The sequence below is a fragment of the Cytophaga sp. FL35 genome, from assembly GCF_014349235.1.
Lineage (GTDB): Bacteria > Bacteroidota > Bacteroidia > Flavobacteriales > Flavobacteriaceae > Euzebyella.
On record NZ_JACSOH010000007.1, the window covers coordinates 122,978 to 139,816 of the forward strand.

Genomic DNA, 16,839 nt, shown 5'->3' on the forward strand with positions numbered 1-16,839 from the left:
ATTCTATAATCGATAGATATTCTGAAATTTATTTTGAAAATCGGTAAATTTTTTAAGAATTTTTGTGATTGTAAAAATGTATAGTATTTGCTATTTTTGTGAAAACCGAAAAGACTTCAATGGATATTTCACCAAAAACCAGTAATGATATTTCTTTCGATGATTTTAAGACTCAAATTCTCAGCGATTACAAAATTGCGGTATTAAGTAGAACTTGCAGTTTATTAGGAAGGAAAGAAGTACTTACAGGGAAGGCTAAATTCGGCATTTTTGGTGACGGAAAAGAGCTTCCTCAGTTGGCTATGGCCAAAGCATTTAAAAATGGGGACTGGCGTAGTGGTTATTATAGAGATCAAACTTTTATGATGGCACTTGGATTGCTCACTCCCAAAGACCTTTTTCATTCCCTTTACGCCACAACGGATATTGAAATGGAACCCATGAGCGCCGGTAGGCAAATGGGTGGCCACTATGTGACTTATAGTCTCAATGAAGATGGAAGTTGGAAAAATCTCACCCAACAAAAGAACAGTAGTGCCGATATCTCTTGTACAGCTGGGCAAATGCCCCGTCTGTTAGGCCTCGCCCAAGCTTCTAAAATGTACAGAAAACTTAAGAATGTGGATGCTTCCAAATTTTCGGATAATGGAAATGAGGTTGCTTGGGGAACGATTGGTAACGCAAGTACCAGTGAAGGAATGTTCTTGGAAACCATAAATGCCGCAGGTGTATTACAGGTTCCCATGGTCATTAGTATTTGGGACGATGATTATGGTATCTCGGTTCCGGCTGAATATCATGCTACAAAGGAGGACATTTCAGAAATGCTTTCCGGTTTTGAAAGAACTTCCGAAAAACCTGGGTTTGAAATGCTCAAGGTAAAAGGCTGGGATTACACCGCGTTGATGCACGCCTATGAAAATGCATCGGATATTGCTCGGGAAGAACATGTACCCGTCGTGATTCACGTTACGGAACTCACCCAACCGCAAGGACATTCATCATCCGGTTCGCATGAACGGTACAAAAGCAAGGAACGTCTAAATTGGGAGCGGGAAAATGATTGCAATAAGCGTTTTAGGGAATGGATTCTTGAAACTGGAATTACTTCTGAGGAAGAGCTTAGCGCATTGGAAAAAAATATTACCAAACAGGTAAGGTTGGCCAAAAAAGAAGCTTGGGCAGAATATCTTTCTACCCACGGGCCACATAGAAAAAAGTTGATAGCCCTTTTAGAAGCTGCCGCACATAAGAGTCCTAACAAAAATTTTATTAGTAAAATCAAAAATGACCTTATTGCCAATGAGGAGCCTTTAAAGAAGGAAATGGCACAAGCTGCCAGAAGGGCAATCCGGTATTTGATTGGTGAAACCCATCCACAAAAGGAAGAACTTGTAAATTGGACCAATAACTTTTTACAAGATACGCAGCCAAAATATAGTGCTGACCTTTACAATGAGGGACCAAATAGAGCTACCAACATTCCGGAAATCAAGCCTATTTATGAGGATGGTACAGAGGAAGTGGACGGGCGTATCATTTTAAGGGATAACTTTGAAAAGTTGTTTGAGAACAATCCAAATGCCCTTGTATTTGGAGAGGACACCGGGAATATTGGTGACGTGAACCAAGGTCTTGAAGGCCTACAGAATAAATTTGGCAAGGATAGAATTGCAGATACCGGAATAAGGGAAACTACCATTATTGGCCAGGGTACAGGCATGGCATTAAGAGGGCTAAGACCCATTGCCGAGATACAATATCTGGATTACATCTTTTATGCATTGGCAACCTTAACAGATGACGTTGCCTGTCTACGCTACCGTACCTTTGGAAAACAGAAAGTACCTCTTATTGTTCGTACTAGAGGTCATAGGCTGGAGGGGATTTGGCATTCGGGCTCTCCCATGGGTGCTTTGATTCATTCCCTCAGGGGCATGTACATTCTTTCCCCAAGAAATATGACCCAAGCCGCCGGTTTCTATAATACTCTGATGAAAACCGATGAACCTGCTCTGGTTATTGAAAGCTTGAACGGTTACCGACTTAAAGAAAAAAAACCACAGAACCTTGGCGATTTTTGTACCCCAATTGGAAAAGTGGAAACAGTTAAATCAGGAACGGATATTACTCTAGTGTCTTACGGATCTACCCTCAGAATTGTGGAACAAGCGGCCAAAGAGTTATTGGAAGTTGGTATCGATGCCGAAGTTATAGACGCTCAAACCTTGCTCCCTTTCGATATTTATCATGATACAGTAAAAAGCGTTGAAAAAACTAGTCGTCTAGTAGTAATTGATGAAGATGTCCCAGGTGGATGCTCTGCCTATATTCTTACCGAAATTTTAGAAAAACAGGGAGCCTATCAATTCTTGGATAGTGCACCGCATACTATTAGTGCAAAAGCCCATAGACCTGCCTATGGCAGTGATGGAGATTATTTTTCAAAACCGAACACAGAAGATGTTTTTGAAAAGGTTTATGCAATAATGCACGAAAGTGACCCGGATAGCTTTCCAAAACTTCGCTAGATTTTATTTTATCAATATTTTGATTTTCAATAAAATAAGTCTTTTCAGCTCAAAACATGGTTAAAAAGCGCTGATTATTTTATCGTACTTCTTGCATTAAATATACCGATTGCTTTAATTTAGGGGTCAATGTGTAGGTAACACTCCTATTATCATACAAAATTTCAATACATTTATACCATTCTAAACAACTACAAAGATGAACAACTCCCTCTTAAAGGACATAGGTTTGGCCGTCCTTAGAATAGGTGCCTCAGCTTTTATGCTTACACACGGGTACGGTAAACTTCAAATGCTCATTAATGGTGCGGAATTTGGCAATCCTTTAGGCATTGGATCCACCCCTTCCCTATTTTTGGCAATGATTGGAGAATTCATTTGTCCTATTTTAATCATCTTTGGTTTTAAAACACGTTGGGCGGCAATACCTGTCATCATTACTATGGCCGTAGCCGCTTTTATTGTTCATGGCGCAGACCCTTTTCAAAGAAAGGAAATGGCACTTCTTTACCTTGTAGCCTTTGTAGCCATTGCCTTGGCAGGTCCAGGAAAGTTTAGCGTAGATAGAAGATAGCTTAGAAAATCTTTACCAAAAGTTCTTTCAGTAGATCTGCTTGGGTAATAGAGTTGGCCCCAACCCCCTTACCCTTCACATCTATCTCCCTTAAATGTGCTACTATTGCACTTACTTTTTTCATGGGATAGTTTTTTGCGGCAGTTTGATATTCGTTCACGAAAAAAGGACTGATCTTTAACGTACTGGCAACACTTTTGGGTGAATGATCCCGTAGTCCATGATATTGCAAAAGTTGGGCGAAAAAGGTATGCAATAAGGAAACAGTTAAAACTAAGGGATTGTCTTTCGGGTTTTGGGAAAAGTAATTGATTATTCTCGTGGCCTTTACAACATTACGCTCTCCAATAGCCTTTTTTAGCTCAAAATTGTTGTAATCCTTACTGATTCCTATATGAGTTTCAATATCTGCTGGGGTAATTTCAGATTTTGGGGGAAGTACAAATTGCAACTTTTCCAGTTCATTGTTGATTCGGCTTAAGTCCGTACCTAAGAATTCCGTCAATAATATGGCCGCCTTATGAGAAATACCGTACCCTTTGCTTTGTAGATTTTTCCTGATCCACTCAGAAACTTGATTTTCATATAGTTTTTTACTTTCAAAAAGTACTCCATTTGCCTTAACGGCCTTATATAGTTTTTTACGTTTGTCCAGTTTCTTGTACTTATAGCAAATGACCAATACGGTTGTAGGTTGCGGATTGTTTACATAATCCGTTAATTGTTCAATGGTTCGGGAAAGGTGTTGGGCTTCCTTTACAATGACCACTTGCCTTTCGGCCATCATTGGATACCGTTTGGCATTACCTACAATGTCATCAACAGTAACGTCCTTCCCGTACAACACCATTTGATTAAATCCCTTCTCCTCTTCCGCAAGGACATTTTTTTCTATGTAGGAAGAAATGGCATCTATATAATAGGGTTCTTCCCCAAATAAAAAATAAACAGGTTTAAGCGTTCCATTCTTAATATTTTTTACAATCTCCCTTACTTCATCCATAAGTACTTACCCTACTTAAAATTTCGCTTTACTTTAGAATTAGAAATTATATTTTTACCCTAGAAAACGTAGATTCTTTTCATGCACCCACTAAACTTTCCAGAATATAACTTTCGGTTCAAAAATAGCGAAAATAACTACCTTATTTTTGATGACATTCGCAAAAAGTTCGTGGTTCTACAACCTGAAGAATGGGTAAGACAACACGTTGTCAAATTCTTGATACATGAGAAAAAGTACCCCAAAACCCTTATAAACGTTGAAAAGCAATTAACCGTCAATGGCTTGACCAAGAGGTATGATATTGTCATTTTTCATCCTAATGGTAACATAAACGTACTTATTGAATGTAAAGCCCCAAAAATAGTTATTGACCAAACCACCTTTGACCAAATTGCCCGATACAATTTACAGTTGCAAGCAGACTATTTGATGGTAACCAACGGATTGGACCATTTTTACTGCAAAATGGATTTCGAGGCAGAAAAGTATAGCTTTTTAAGGGATATTCCTGATTTTAGCCGTTAATTTGCCTTCGTTTTGCGTATAGCTGTTGTCATACTTAATTGGAACGGAGAGGTTCTTTTAGAAAGATACCTTAAATCTGTAGTAGACTATTCTGCCGACGCCCAAATTTATGTAGTGGACAACGCTTCTACTGATGGATCCGTAGCATATATCAAAAAAAACTATCCTCAGGTTACAGTGATCGTAAACCCAGATAATGGTGGTTTTACCACTGGCTACAACCAGGGCTTAAAGCATATTGACGCAGATATTTATTGTCTTCTCAATTCGGACATTGAAGTTACCCCTAATTGGCTTGAACCTATTGCTGAACTTTTTAATACCAATAAAGAAGTAGCAATTGTACAACCTAAAATACTGGACATGCTCAAAAAGGACCATTTTGAGTATGCTGGTGCTGCAGGCGGATTTATTGACCGACTTGGTTATCCTTTTTGCCGTGGCAGGATATTTCAAGCATTGGAAAAAGATACCGGCCAATATGATGATACCGTTGAAATTTTTTGGGCCACTGGGGCATGCATGTTTATAAAAAAAGAGGTTTTTTGGGAATTGAAAGGCTTTGATGAGACCTATTTTGCACATCAAGAAGAGATAGACCTTTGTTGGAGGGCCAAGAACAAGGGCTACAAAATTTTTTATACCGGTAAATCCAAGGTGTATCATTTAGGAGGATCTACACTTAGTAACATGAACCCTAAAAAGACCTTTTTAAATTTTAGGAACTCCCTATTTTCCATTACAAAAAACTTACCTCGCAGAAGGGCGCTTATCCTAATTTTCACACGATTAATACTGGATGCCGTAGCGGCATTTAGGTTTATTACGCAATTTAAATTTAGGCACGTCCTTGCTATTTTGCAGGCCCACCTTAGCTTTTATGTCCACTTTAGAAAAATGTATAGGAAAAGGGAAAAAGTAAAATTTACAAAGAATTACTACCAAACAAAATCCATTGTTTGGTCCCATTTCGTAAATGATATAAAGGATTTTAACAATTTAGTAAAAGATTAACGTAAATAGCAAATGCTAAATTTGGCGTTTATATAATTTTGTCGCTTATTGTCAATGCAAAATCAAATAACAAAAATTAATACTTAGTAACCCACATCACACATTATGAAAAAAATGATTTTAGGTTGTTTAGGTGCAACCCTGCTTTTAGGCTCATGCGTATCTTCTAAAAAATACAATGATCTGGAGGCAAAACACAAAGAAGCTCAAGATTTATTAAATTCCGCAACTGTAAAGTTGAACGACTGTTTGGAAGAGAAAGCAACTGCTGATTCCAGAAATAAAACGTTGGCTGATCAAAATGCTTTCTTGAAAGCAAACAACCAAGAGTTGATCAACAACATGGGTAACCTAACTACCCTAACTACCAAAGGTGCCGAGAACTTGGAAAAATCTTTGGAAAGCTTAAAAGAGAAGGATCTTACTATTCGTAAGTTACAAGATGCCATTACAAGAAGAGATTCTGTAAACTTGGCATTGGTACAAAGCTTGAAAGGAGTTTTGGGTAATTTGGATGATGAAGACATTGAAATTAGCGTTGAAAAAGGTGTTGTTTTCGTTTCTATTTCAGACAAATTATTATTTAGCAGCGGAAGCTACAACGTAACTAGAAAAGCTAGAGAGGTATTAGGTAAAGTTGCGCAAGTAGTTAACAACAAGCCAGATTTCGAGTTTATGGTAGAAGGTCACACAGATGACGTACCTTACGGAAGACACGGAAACCTTTTGGATAACTGGGATTTGAGTGTTAAGCGTGCTACTTCTGTTGTAAGAATACTTCAGAACGACTTCAACGTTGATCCTAAGCGTATGACAGCTGCAGGTAGATCGGAGTACATTCCAGTTTCTCCAACCGAGAAATCTAAAAACAGAAGAACAAGAATCGTTGTTCTACCTAAAATCGATCAGTTCTATAGCATGATCGAAGAGGGAATGAAAGACCCAGCTATCAATAACTAGAATAGCTTTTAACAAAATAAGGAAAGCCGCAACTTGATAGTTGCGGCTTTTTTATTGTCCAAACTCTAAAATTTAAAAAATGTCAAGGCTACCCTTTCCTTCCCTAACCACTAAAGGCTCACTTTCAGATAAATCAATTACCGTGGAGGCAACATTGTCCCCATAACCTCCATCAATAACCATATCCACCAAGTTTTGCCATTTTTCAAAAATGAGTTCTGGATCGGTGGTATACTCCAAAACTTCGTCCTCATCCCTAATGGAGGTGGAAACAATAGGGTTTCCAAGCCCTTCAACCAATGCCTTGGCTATGTTGTTGTTAGGAACCCTGATACCCACGGTCTTTTTCTTTTTAAAGTCTTTCGGTAGATTGTTGTTTCCGGGTAAGATAAAGGTATAAGGGCCCGGGAGGGCCCTTTTTAATATTTTAAATGTTCCAGTATCTATTTGTCTTACATAATCTGAAAGATTACTTAAATCGGCACATATAAAGGACCAATTGGCCTTTGCCAATTTAATTCCTTTAATTCTTGCTATTTTCTCTAAGGCCCTAGAATTGGTAATATCGCAACCAAGACCATAAACCGTATCCGTTGGGTATATGATAAGTCCACCCTTTCGCAATACCTCTACAACTTTGGACACTTCCCTAGGATGTGGATTTTCTTCGTATATTCTGATGAGTTCCGCCATCGGAGTGCTAATTGAATTTTATACCAAAATAAAGCTTTTTACAATTATATAAATCGCTAAAAGATTTACTATTAGCCCAATTCAATAAGAACATCTTTGATTTTGCCCTATTTTAGAGAATGTAGCCCGAACATATTACCTTCGGTATCCCTACCAAGACTAATAAAACCATATTCACCAATGCTCATTTTAGTTTTAAAAACTTTTCCTCCGGCAGCCTCAATCCGTGCTTCTTCCACCGAGCAATCTTCACACGAGAAATAGACCAATGTACTATTTCCTCCTGCCTTAAATCCATCCATATATACCAAAGCACCTGATGCACCGTATTGTTGCATATCGGAAGGAAAAGAACGCATCATAATTTTCTCCTCAGAGTCTTCAGTTGGGTCCGTTAGGATTTCTAGTTGAACCTGAAGGATGTTTTCATAAAATTTTTGTGCTCGGTCCATATCATCAACATAGATTTCAAACCAGCCTACGGGATTTTTAATTTCCATTTTTTTAGGTTTTAAATTATGGAAACAAGGTAGACTGTTCTAACATTGAAATACTTGACCTAGGGCAAGAAATGTAATTACCTTACTTTTCTAATTCTACTAAGCGTACTATCTGTAATCCCTAAGTAAGAAGCTATATGTTTAAGGGGCGCAATTTTACCCACGGTGGGTTTTTCCTTTAGAAGACGTTCATACCTTTCCCTAGCGCTTTCTACCCTCATTAGGGTTGAACGATTTTTAAAGGAAAAGAGGCTACTGGACATCCAGGAACGGCCCCATTCACTAAATCCTCCCAACTCATGAAAAAGCTCTTGAAAGTCTGTAAAATCAATTATATAGGCGATACTATCGGTAAGTGCCTCAATATTTTCTTGTGTAGGTATTCGTTGAAACAAGGAAGAAACCTCAATAAGAATATCATTTTCCGTAAAAAAATCGATCGTTATATCGTTCCCTTGATAATCATGGACAAAAGAACGGAAAAGTCCCTTTTCTAAAATGTAATATTCATTGAGAATTTCGCCTTTTTGGAGTATAAAATCACCTCTTTTAAAAGTCACCTTTTCATGAACTGCAGCCAGTTTTTGGATATCTTGAATACCCAAGTCCGGATGTTGATAGATATTGCTTAAAAACCGAACCTTTTCTTCCATAGCAGTCCCTATCCAACAACCTCCAATTTGGCAAAGCGAAGCAAAAGCTTTTTTATATCTCCTTGATCAAATTGAATTTCGGCTTTCTTGTCATTGCCTACACCTTCAATCTTTAGCACCTTACCCCTACCAAATCTGGTATGGTTTACCAATGAACCTTCCTCCAGATTGGGGTCTATTTTATTGGTGTTACCCACAGGATTCGACAATTCCGGCTTTAATTTTCTCAATTTTCTCAATTGAGATTCATTAGGTTTTTTAGTAGCTGGAGGTGTACCAGCTACTGGTTTTGTTTGGCGTAATCTACTTTTATCTACCTCTCCAAAAATATCGGAATCCACTAAAGGCTTGTAACGATAACCGGTATCGATAGGCGTAAGATTTTCCACATACTTTTCATCAATCTCCTCCAAAAACCTACTCGGCTCGGCATCGATCAATTTCCCCCAACGATATCGGTTCTGTGTATAAGTGAGGTATGCCTGCTTTTCGGCACGGGTAAGCGCCACGTAAAAAAGTCTTCTTTCCTCTTCCAGTTCACTTCGGGTATTCATACTCATGGCAGAAGGAAAAAGATCTTCTTCCATCCCAACGATATAGACATAGGGAAATTCCAGTCCTTTTGCCAAGTGAATGGTCATTAGGGCTACGCGGTCATCATCTCCTGTATCGTTATCCAAATCGGTCGCAAGCGCTACATCTTCCAAGAATTCTGAAAGATCTCCGGTTGCATCGGCAATTTCCTTCTGGCCTTCCACAAAATCCTTGATACCATTTAAAAGTTCTTCTATGTTTTCCATTCGGGCAATACCCTCAGGGGTTCCATCTTTCTTAAACTCCAGAAGAAGTCCGGTTTTTTTTGACACATGCTCTGCCAACGCAAAAGCATCGGACCCCTCGTTCATGATCTGAAAGCTTTTGATCATGGTCACAAAATCTTCCAATTTGCGTCTGGTACCGGCATTAATGTTCAAATTGAGTTTCCCCAAATGTTCCATTACCTCAAAAATGGAACGGTTATAATGATTGGCCGCTACGGTCAATTTATCTACCGTAGTCTGACCTATTCCCCTAGCAGGAAAATTAATGACCCGTTTCAAGGCTTCCTCATCCTTTGGGTTCACGATCAACCTCAAGTAACTAAGAACATCCTTTATTTCCTTACGTTGATAAAAGGAAAGGCCACCATAAATTCTATAAGGAATATCGCGCTTCCTTAAGGCATCTTCAATGGCCCGTGATTGGGAATTGGTGCGATAAAGAACGGCAAAGTCTCCATTGGGCACATGTTGGTTCATACGGGTATCCCAAATGCCACTTGCTACGTACCGACCTTCTTCCGCATCTGTAGAACTTCTATGGACCTTTATTAAAGGACCGTCATCATTATCTGTCCAAACCGATTTTTCCAATTGGTTCTTATTCTTTGCGATAATGGAATTAGCGGCATTTACAATGTTCCGGGTAGAACGATAATTTTGTTCCAAACGGTACATGGCCACATTATCGTAATCTCTTTGAAAATTCAGGATATTACTAATATTGGCACCCCTAAAGGAATAAATACTCTGTGCATCATCCCCCACCACACAAATATTTTGGTAGCGATCGGCCAAGGCTTTTACTATTAAGTATTGGGAGTGATTGGTATCTTGGTACTCATCTACCAAAATATATTTAAACCGCTCTTGGTACTTCATCAGTACTTCTGGAAAACGATTTAAAAGCTCGTTGGTTCTTAAAAGTAAATCATCAAAATCCATGGCACCGGCCTTAAAGCAACGGTCTACATAATTCTGATATATTTCCCCCAATCTGGGTCTTTTAGCCATCGCATCGGCCTCCATTAATTCGGGATTCTGAAAATATGCCTTAACCGTAATAAGGCTGTTTTTATAGGACGATATCCTATTTTGAACTTGTTTGTACTTATACACATCCTTGTCCAATCCCATTTCCTTGATTATGGAAGCAATCAGTCTTTGGGAATCTTGGGTATCGTAGATGGTGAAATTGCTAGGAAAGCCCAAATGGCTACCATCAAATCGTAATAATTTGGCAAATACGGAGTGAAAAGTACCCATCCAGAGATTCTTTGCTTCGGAATTACCCACTATCTGGGCAATACGGGCTTTCATCTCACGAGCCGCCTTATTGGTAAAGGTTAGGGCCAATATATTGAAGGAATCTACCCCTTGCGCCATGAGATGGGCAATACGATAGGTTAATACACGAGTTTTACCTGATCCGGCACCGGCAATTACCATTAACGGACCATCTTTATGAAGTACCGGTGCCTTTTGGGCATCATTTAATTCATCAACAAAATTCTTCAAACCTAAACCTTCTTTTTAGCGCTGTGAATTTAGCCATTATTGGGCTTATGGTAAAATCTATGGCTTATTTCTAAGGATATTCTTATCAACACCTAAAATTGCTTTTCCAAGTAGGTCAATCCCCCCTCAGTATGTATATTTAAGTAACTTTATAATTATGAGAATACTTTTAGTTACCCTATTATTGATCTGTGTGAATATTTCATTTGCACAACATCTAAGATTTGAAAAGGACTATAAAAAGATTGAGTCCAAGGTAATTGAATGGCGAAGGGAAATCCATCAAAACCCAGAACTGTCCAACAGGGAATTTAAAACAGCTGAAAAGATAACCAAACACTTGGAGTCCTTGGGAATGGATGTACAAACAGGTATTGCACATACAGGTGTGGTAGGGATTCTAAAGGGCAAAAAAAATGGAAAAATCATCGCCTTAAGGGCAGACATGGATGCTTTGCCGGTTCCGGAGCGCAACAACTTGCCTTTTAAATCTACGGTAAAAGCCGAGTTCAAGGGGGAGATGGTTCCTGTAATGCATGCCTGTGGACATGATTCACATGTGGCTATATTAATGGGCGTAGCCGAAATTTTATCCAAGCACAAAGACCAAATTGAAGGTACTGTTAAATTTATTTTTCAACCGGCGGAAGAAGGTCCACCTCCAGGAGAAGAAGGCGGTGCTTCCCTTATGATCAAAGAAGGGGTATTAAAAAATCCGGATGTGGAAGCTATTTTTGGGCTGCATATTAATTCTCAAACTCCGGTTGGCGTTATTAGGTACAAGCCTGGCGGTACCATGGCTGCCGTTCAGCACTTTACAATAAACGTTAAAGGCAAACAAAGCCACGGTTCGCAACCATGGTCAGGCATCGACCCCATTCTTATCAGCGCAAAAATAATTGATGGTCTGCAGACCATTATTAGCCGTGAAGCAGAGCTTACCAACGAGGCAGCCGTTATTACAGTGGGTAAAATAACTAGTGGCGTGCGCTTTAACATCATTCCCGAAACAGCGGAAATGATAGGAACTGTTCGTACGCTGGACTATGATATGAAAGAACAAATTACCAGACGCATGCAAGAAATGGTGCCTGATATAGCGAAGGCATATGGCGGAAACGCCTCCATCATCATTAAGGACAATACGGATATTACCTATAATGACCTTGCCTTAACGGAACGGGTAATTCCTTCGTTAAAAAAAGTAGCCGGAGATGGAAATGTACAGCTTCAAAAGGCGGTAACCGGCGGTGAGGATTTTTCATACTACCAAAATGAGATTCCCGGATTTTTTTTCTTTTTAGGGGGGATGACTCCAGGAAATACGGAATCTTTTCCGCACCACACACCGGATTTTATGATTGATGATAGCGGACTCCTATTGGGAGTGAAAGCTTTGACCGAAATGAGTTTGGATTATTTGGAGAACTAATCATAAATGCCGATCACCGATTTTATTTAAGGTATTTTCACAGGAAAGGAATAAAATATATTTTTGTGCCCAATAAATTGTAACGAACCTTAGAAGGTTCATAATTAATCCCCATCAATGAAAAATTATTTTCTAGCGATATTTTTACTTGCTTTTTCCCTTACTAGCCTTCATGCTCAACGCAAGAGTGATCTGATTGCTGAAATTGACGAATTAAAATCACAATTGGATAGCGTAAACAGTGAATTGCTGGAGTCCAAAAAAACGGAGCGTATTGCAACGGACAAAGCCAATTCTTATGAAAGTCAGGTAACGGAACTTCAAGATGCCAATAATACACTAATGCAGAATATGAAAAGTTTTGCCGAGGTATCTAACAAGAACAGTAATATAGTTACCAGCGCCATGGCCAGTTTAGAGGCCAAGGAAAATCAGCTAAAAGCCATTAAAGATGCCATTAGCAGTAATGATTCAACGGCGATTGTCATTTTGACCAATGTAAAGCAAACCATGGGAGAAAATGCCAAAATTTCCGTGGCCAATGGAGGCGTAGTTGTTTCCAATACGTTAAACGGACTTTTTGGAAGCGATACGGGTGACCAACTTACTGCTGAAGGAGCTTCTTGGGCGGAGAAAATTGCACAAATTTTAGCAGCCAATCCAAAAGCGAATGTGACGGTTGAAGGTTTAAGTATGACGGGAGATATCCATATTCCCGCTCAGCAAGCCTTATCGGTAGCCCGAAAACTAAAGGAAGCCGGTGTAGAAGCGGAACGTGTTGCCAGTTTAGGACGTGATGGAAACTTAAAAGAAGGGATTCAGGTAATCATCCATCCAGCCTATGGTACTTTTTATGATATGGTTCGTGAGGAGATGAAGAAGTAAATTAGATTGAATTATATAATGTATAAGGCCGTATTTTTAATGCGGCCTTTCTTTTTTCTATATTTTTCATCATACTTTTTTTAAAAATCAATCGTTCTCTAAACATAGTAATCGGCCATTATCTTTTTCGGCCTAAAACCACCCAAAAATCATGTCTGGAGAAACTATTTTACAATTTTTCGGTTTTCTATTACCCGCTGTAGTCACCGGTCTGGTGGCCTTCTACTTTTTTAGGCTTCATACACGTAATGAAGAAGGGAGAAGACGTTTTCTTTTACATAAGGATACCCAAAAAAACACCTTACCTATTCGTCTACAAGCCTATGAACGAATGGCCTTGTTTTTAGAACGTATTGCTATTCCAAGCTTGGTAGTGCGTGTGGCACCCAAATCAGGCAATAAAAACGACTATGAGCAACTTTTGATCAGAACCATTGAAACGGAATTTGACCATAACCTATCGCAACAAATCTACATGACAGATGAATGTTGGAACGTTATCAAAGCGGCCAAAAGCGCTACGGTGCAAATGATCAGAAAAGCTGCTATGAGCGAAACGGATGCCGCGGACAAACTACGGGAAGATATCCTTACAGAAACTATGGATAAAGAGTCCCCTTCCGCTACTGCACTTTCCTTTGTGAAAAAGGAAATTGGGGAGCTCTGGTAAAACCATCAAAATAAAATTATAAAAGGCGGAGTATTTTAGAGTACTTCGCCTTTTTCTGGTTCTATCTGATTGAGTTCCGTATTCTTGAATTTAGCAAAGTTATAGCCTCTCTCCCACCATGCGGTCATTTTTTCCTTGTCAAAGACCAAAGAATTGGTCGTAAGAACCGTGGGGGTATAGTAAAAATTGATAATAGCCTCATTATGGCCGGCTGCGTACTTTCCTATTTTAATATTCTGAAATTCAATCCGGTCCAACATAAACTCGAACATAGTTGTTAAAAGGGAAAATGCGTTTTTAGAGGGCAACCTATTTAAATGGGTCACTTCGGTTTGCAATACGATCACATCAATTTCTTTGGCGCCCCTTCTCACCGCTTCCTCAATAGGTACCATGTTCCCCAAGCCGCCATCGGCATATTCACAACCGTTTTTTCGAACCAAGCTCATAAAGGGCGTGTAATTACAGGAAATCCACACCCATTCCACAAAATCTTCATATGAAAAATCATTGATAGACTTATATTCCACTTGGTTCAGGGATAAATTGGAAACGGTAACAATTATATTTTTAGGACCGTTTTTTAAAGCTTGAAACTCCTCCCGAGTAAGCGTATTCCTGATAAGTGTATGCAGGTTCTTACTCTCTCCAAAAGTTTTTCGGCCCCGGTAAAAGTTTTTTAAAACATTCCAGTGATTAATACCGATATTATGGACTCCGTGCTTCTTTTGTATGGTAAAAGGACAATTACTAAAAATACTGTCCTGATTGACAGACGTATAAATCTCCCTTATTTTTTCTATTTTCTGAAGCGCCAAATGGCTTATAAGTAAGCTTCCTGTAGAAGTTCCTAAAAAAAGGTCATAATCGTGCTTTTTTTCTTGCATAAGATATTGGGCGACACCGCCCGCAAAAGCGCCTTTGCTTCCTCCTCCCGAAATGACCAAAGCTCTCATTTTGTATCCAATTTGCTTTTCATATAACGTAATTCCCCGCTATTTAGTTTCTCAAAAATCCCAGATATTCTCTTCTCCAAAGTATCTTCTTTAAGAAGCTGTTCTATTAAATTTCGGGCATATTTTTTAAACTGCCAACTATGGTGTTCGGTGGCCATTATTAGATGCTCCAAAGATTTTTCGGTAAAACCTATTTCTGAAAAATATTGAAACGCTCCAAGACGTGTTTCCCAAGTATGGGCCTGAGAAGTGAAATCTTCCAATTCAACAATAAATTTTGGGGTGTTTTCAGGTTCAAAATCGGGTGTTACAATCGCTAAAGTCAACCAAAGCAAACGTACATTTTTATTGGGAAGGCCCACTATATCTTTCGTGGCCTCCAGGTACTTTTTTCGGTTTTCAGGAAATTGGGACCATAACTTATAAAGTGCCAGTTCCTTGGTAATGTAACTATCGTCCTCTATATAGCTTGCAAAAGCAGATTCCATATTTGGAGGAACTTCTTCTAAAAGTTGAATGCCTTTTTGACGGGTAAGCACATCCGTTGTTTTGGTGAGCTCCAGAAGTTCTTCGCTTGAAAGTTGCGATTTAAACTTCTCCAAAAGGGCTATTTTCAATTGATGGGGATGTTCTCCCTCGAAAATGCTATCCAGATATGCCCTTTTTATTTCTTCGGAATAAAACAACTTTAGTGAAGGACACTTAGCAATAAGTAAAGTCCGTGCTTCTTCCCCTAAGAAGGCAGTGTTGTTTAACCAAGTATTCTTAAAGTCGGATAAGACCGTTTGCCCGGCATTTTCCAATTCTTTTAGAAAATCATCAACCGTCACGTTCTTAAAGGCATATTTTTCTAAATAGTTGGCTACTCCTTTCTTGAAGAACTCTTTCCCTAATCTTTCTCTTAAAATCACCAATGCCCAAGCTCCTTTTTCATAAAATGTAAGGCTACTCGCTCTTGGGTCGGTCAATGCTTCGCCTTGGTCGTTATCCGATATTCGTTGAAGTTCTTGTGCGGTTTCCCACAATTTCCAATAAAAATAATCGTCTCCAAAAATCTCCCTTTCCGCTAAATAAGCATAAAAAGTGGCAAATCCCTCATGTAGCCAATGGTGGTTACCGTCTTTTTCGGTTACGAGATTCCCAAACCACTGGTGGGCCAACTCATGGGCATTTACATTTACATAGTTTTTATCGACAAAGGCAGTAGAATCGATCACGTAACCATCGGAAAAAATAGTCGTTCCCGTATTTTCCATTCCCGCATATAAAAAATCACGTACCGGTATTTGCTTATAGTTTTGCCATGGATAATCGACGCCTATTTCTTCTTCCAAAAAATTAAAAATTTCTCGGGTGTAACGGTAAGTAGGTTCTACCCTCGCGCTATCTTTTGGTAGGTAAAAATTTTCGATAGCCACGCCCTTGTTGGAGGTCAATTTTTGCTTTTTATATTTTCCAACGGCAAAGGCCAAGAGATAACTACTCATGGGGTTTTGCATATCAAACTTCCATAGGGACTTGTGAAGGCTATCCTTTTGAGAAAGAAGTTTGCCATTTGCAATCACCTCATAACCTTTGGGAGCCAAAATGCTCAGGTCAAAAATTACTTTTTCCTGCATTTCATCAAAACTAGGTAACCAATGCCGGGTGTACTTTCCCTGACCTTGGGTCCAGATTTGCTCGTTATCTTTAATATCATCGTCCCATCCCATAAAATAGAGTGTCTGCTTGGGCTGTGCCGAATAGGTTGTGGTCAATTGATAAGTTCGACCCTTTTTGAATTTATGCGGAACGACCAATTTTTCTTCAGTAGCCCGAAACTTTATTTTCTTATCATTCAGGAGTACCTGATGGAATTGCATTTGATGCGCATCTAAAAAGACAGAATCCACGCTTACCAATACCGTAAACTGATAGGTCACCGTACCTTTTACGGATTTTGTACTGGGAAGAGGCTCCACAAGAACTTGAGCCTCGGTAAAATCTACTTTATCTTGGTGCTGAGCATAGAGAGAGCCCACTAGAAATAAAAAAAAATGGCAAAAAATTCGGGTCATATTGGGTTTAACACAAAAGGCGAACCAAATTTAGCATTTTTAAAAGG

The 16,839-nt window shown here is 39.1% G+C and carries 15 protein-coding genes; 8 read left to right on the plus strand and 7 right to left on the minus strand.

All coding sequences use genetic code 11. The features are described from left to right. Window positions 1-119 precede the first annotated feature (119 nt). Window positions 120-2,531 carry an alpha-ketoacid dehydrogenase subunit alpha/beta gene (locus BIZ36_RS07905; RefSeq protein WP_187457342.1) on the plus strand — a complete coding sequence of 804 codons (2,412 nt, stop codon included), beginning with the start codon at window positions 120-122 and terminating at the stop codon, window positions 2,529-2,531. 199 nt (window positions 2,532-2,730) lie between these two features. Beyond that, on the plus strand, window positions 2,731-3,105 hold the full coding sequence (locus tag BIZ36_RS07910; RefSeq protein WP_187457343.1) for a DoxX family protein: 375 nt from the start codon (window positions 2,731-2,733) through the stop codon (window positions 3,103-3,105). A gap of 1 nt (window position 3,106) precedes the next feature. On the opposite strand, the gene holA is transcribed toward BIZ36_RS07910, so the two are convergent. Continuing rightward, on the minus strand, window positions 3,107-4,108 hold the full coding sequence (holA, locus tag BIZ36_RS07915) for a DNA polymerase III subunit delta (protein WP_187457344.1): 1,002 nt from the start codon (window positions 4,106-4,108) through the stop codon (window positions 3,107-3,109). Between the two features lie 81 nt (window positions 4,109-4,189). Here holA and BIZ36_RS07920 point away from each other — a divergent pair, with 81 nt between their 5' ends. The 3 genes from BIZ36_RS07920 to BIZ36_RS07930 all read left to right on the plus strand — a co-directional run bounded on the left by BIZ36_RS07920 (window position 4,190) and on the right by BIZ36_RS07930 (window position 6,610). Next, a complete protein-coding gene (locus tag BIZ36_RS07920) occupies window positions 4,190-4,636 on the plus strand; it encodes a type I restriction enzyme HsdR N-terminal domain-containing protein (protein ID WP_187457345.1) in 447 nt (148 codons plus the stop codon). A 12-nt stretch (window positions 4,637-4,648) separates the two neighbouring features. Then, window positions 4,649-5,650 carry a glycosyltransferase family 2 protein gene (locus tag BIZ36_RS07925; protein WP_187457346.1) on the plus strand — a complete coding sequence of 334 codons (1,002 nt, stop codon included), beginning with the start codon at window positions 4,649-4,651 and terminating at the stop codon, window positions 5,648-5,650. A 105-nt stretch (window positions 5,651-5,755) separates the two neighbouring features. Further along, window positions 5,756-6,610: an OmpA/MotB family protein gene (locus BIZ36_RS07930; RefSeq protein ID WP_187457347.1), complete on the plus strand. Its 855-nt coding sequence runs from the start codon at window positions 5,756-5,758 to the stop codon at window positions 6,608-6,610. A gap of 72 nt (window positions 6,611-6,682) precedes the next feature. Here BIZ36_RS07930 and BIZ36_RS07935 read toward each other — a convergent pair whose 3' ends face one another. The 4 genes from BIZ36_RS07935 to BIZ36_RS07950 all read right to left on the minus strand — a co-directional run bounded on the left by BIZ36_RS07935 (window position 6,683) and on the right by BIZ36_RS07950 (window position 10,792). After that, a complete protein-coding gene (locus tag BIZ36_RS07935) occupies window positions 6,683-7,303 on the minus strand; it encodes an L-threonylcarbamoyladenylate synthase (protein ID WP_187457348.1) in 621 nt (206 codons plus the stop codon). Between the two features lie 107 nt (window positions 7,304-7,410). Further along, window positions 7,411-7,803 (minus strand): VOC family protein, encoded by a 393-nt coding sequence (locus tag BIZ36_RS07940; RefSeq protein WP_222937309.1) that lies wholly within the window; start codon window positions 7,801-7,803, stop codon window positions 7,411-7,413. 77 nt (window positions 7,804-7,880) lie between these two features. Then, complete coding sequence (locus BIZ36_RS07945; RefSeq protein WP_187457349.1) at window positions 7,881-8,456, minus strand: Crp/Fnr family transcriptional regulator; 576 nt, start codon at window positions 8,454-8,456, stop codon at window positions 7,881-7,883. A gap of 8 nt (window positions 8,457-8,464) precedes the next feature. After that, window positions 8,465-10,792 carry an ATP-dependent helicase gene (locus BIZ36_RS07950; protein WP_187457350.1) on the minus strand — a complete coding sequence of 776 codons (2,328 nt, stop codon included), beginning with the start codon at window positions 10,790-10,792 and terminating at the stop codon, window positions 8,465-8,467. 157 nt (window positions 10,793-10,949) lie between these two features. Between BIZ36_RS07950 and BIZ36_RS07955 the strand changes: the two genes are divergently transcribed. The 3 genes from BIZ36_RS07955 to BIZ36_RS07965 all read left to right on the plus strand — a co-directional run bounded on the left by BIZ36_RS07955 (window position 10,950) and on the right by BIZ36_RS07965 (window position 13,779). After that, complete coding sequence (locus BIZ36_RS07955) at window positions 10,950-12,224, plus strand: amidohydrolase (RefSeq protein WP_187457351.1); 1,275 nt, start codon at window positions 10,950-10,952, stop codon at window positions 12,222-12,224. Window positions 12,225-12,341: 117 nt separating this feature from the next. Continuing rightward, window positions 12,342-13,109 carry an OmpA family protein gene (locus BIZ36_RS07960; RefSeq protein ID WP_187457352.1) on the plus strand — a complete coding sequence of 256 codons (768 nt, stop codon included), beginning with the start codon at window positions 12,342-12,344 and terminating at the stop codon, window positions 13,107-13,109. A gap of 151 nt (window positions 13,110-13,260) precedes the next feature. After that, window positions 13,261-13,779, plus strand: coding sequence for a DUF7935 family protein (locus tag BIZ36_RS07965; RefSeq protein ID WP_187457353.1), 519 nt, complete (start codon window positions 13,261-13,263; stop codon window positions 13,777-13,779). Window positions 13,780-13,814: 35 nt separating this feature from the next. Here the strand turns inward: BIZ36_RS07965 and BIZ36_RS07970 are convergent, their stop codons facing one another. Both BIZ36_RS07970 and BIZ36_RS07975 read right to left on the minus strand, forming a co-directional pair. Further along, window positions 13,815-14,735 carry a patatin-like phospholipase family protein gene (locus tag BIZ36_RS07970; RefSeq protein WP_187457354.1) on the minus strand — a complete coding sequence of 307 codons (921 nt, stop codon included), beginning with the start codon at window positions 14,733-14,735 and terminating at the stop codon, window positions 13,815-13,817. Then, window positions 14,732-16,792 carry a M1 family metallopeptidase gene (locus BIZ36_RS07975; RefSeq protein WP_187457355.1) on the minus strand — a complete coding sequence of 687 codons (2,061 nt, stop codon included), beginning with the start codon at window positions 16,790-16,792 and terminating at the stop codon, window positions 14,732-14,734. Before BIZ36_RS07975 ends, BIZ36_RS07970 begins: the two co-directional genes overlap by 4 nt. Window positions 16,793-16,839: the final 47 nt, after the last annotated feature.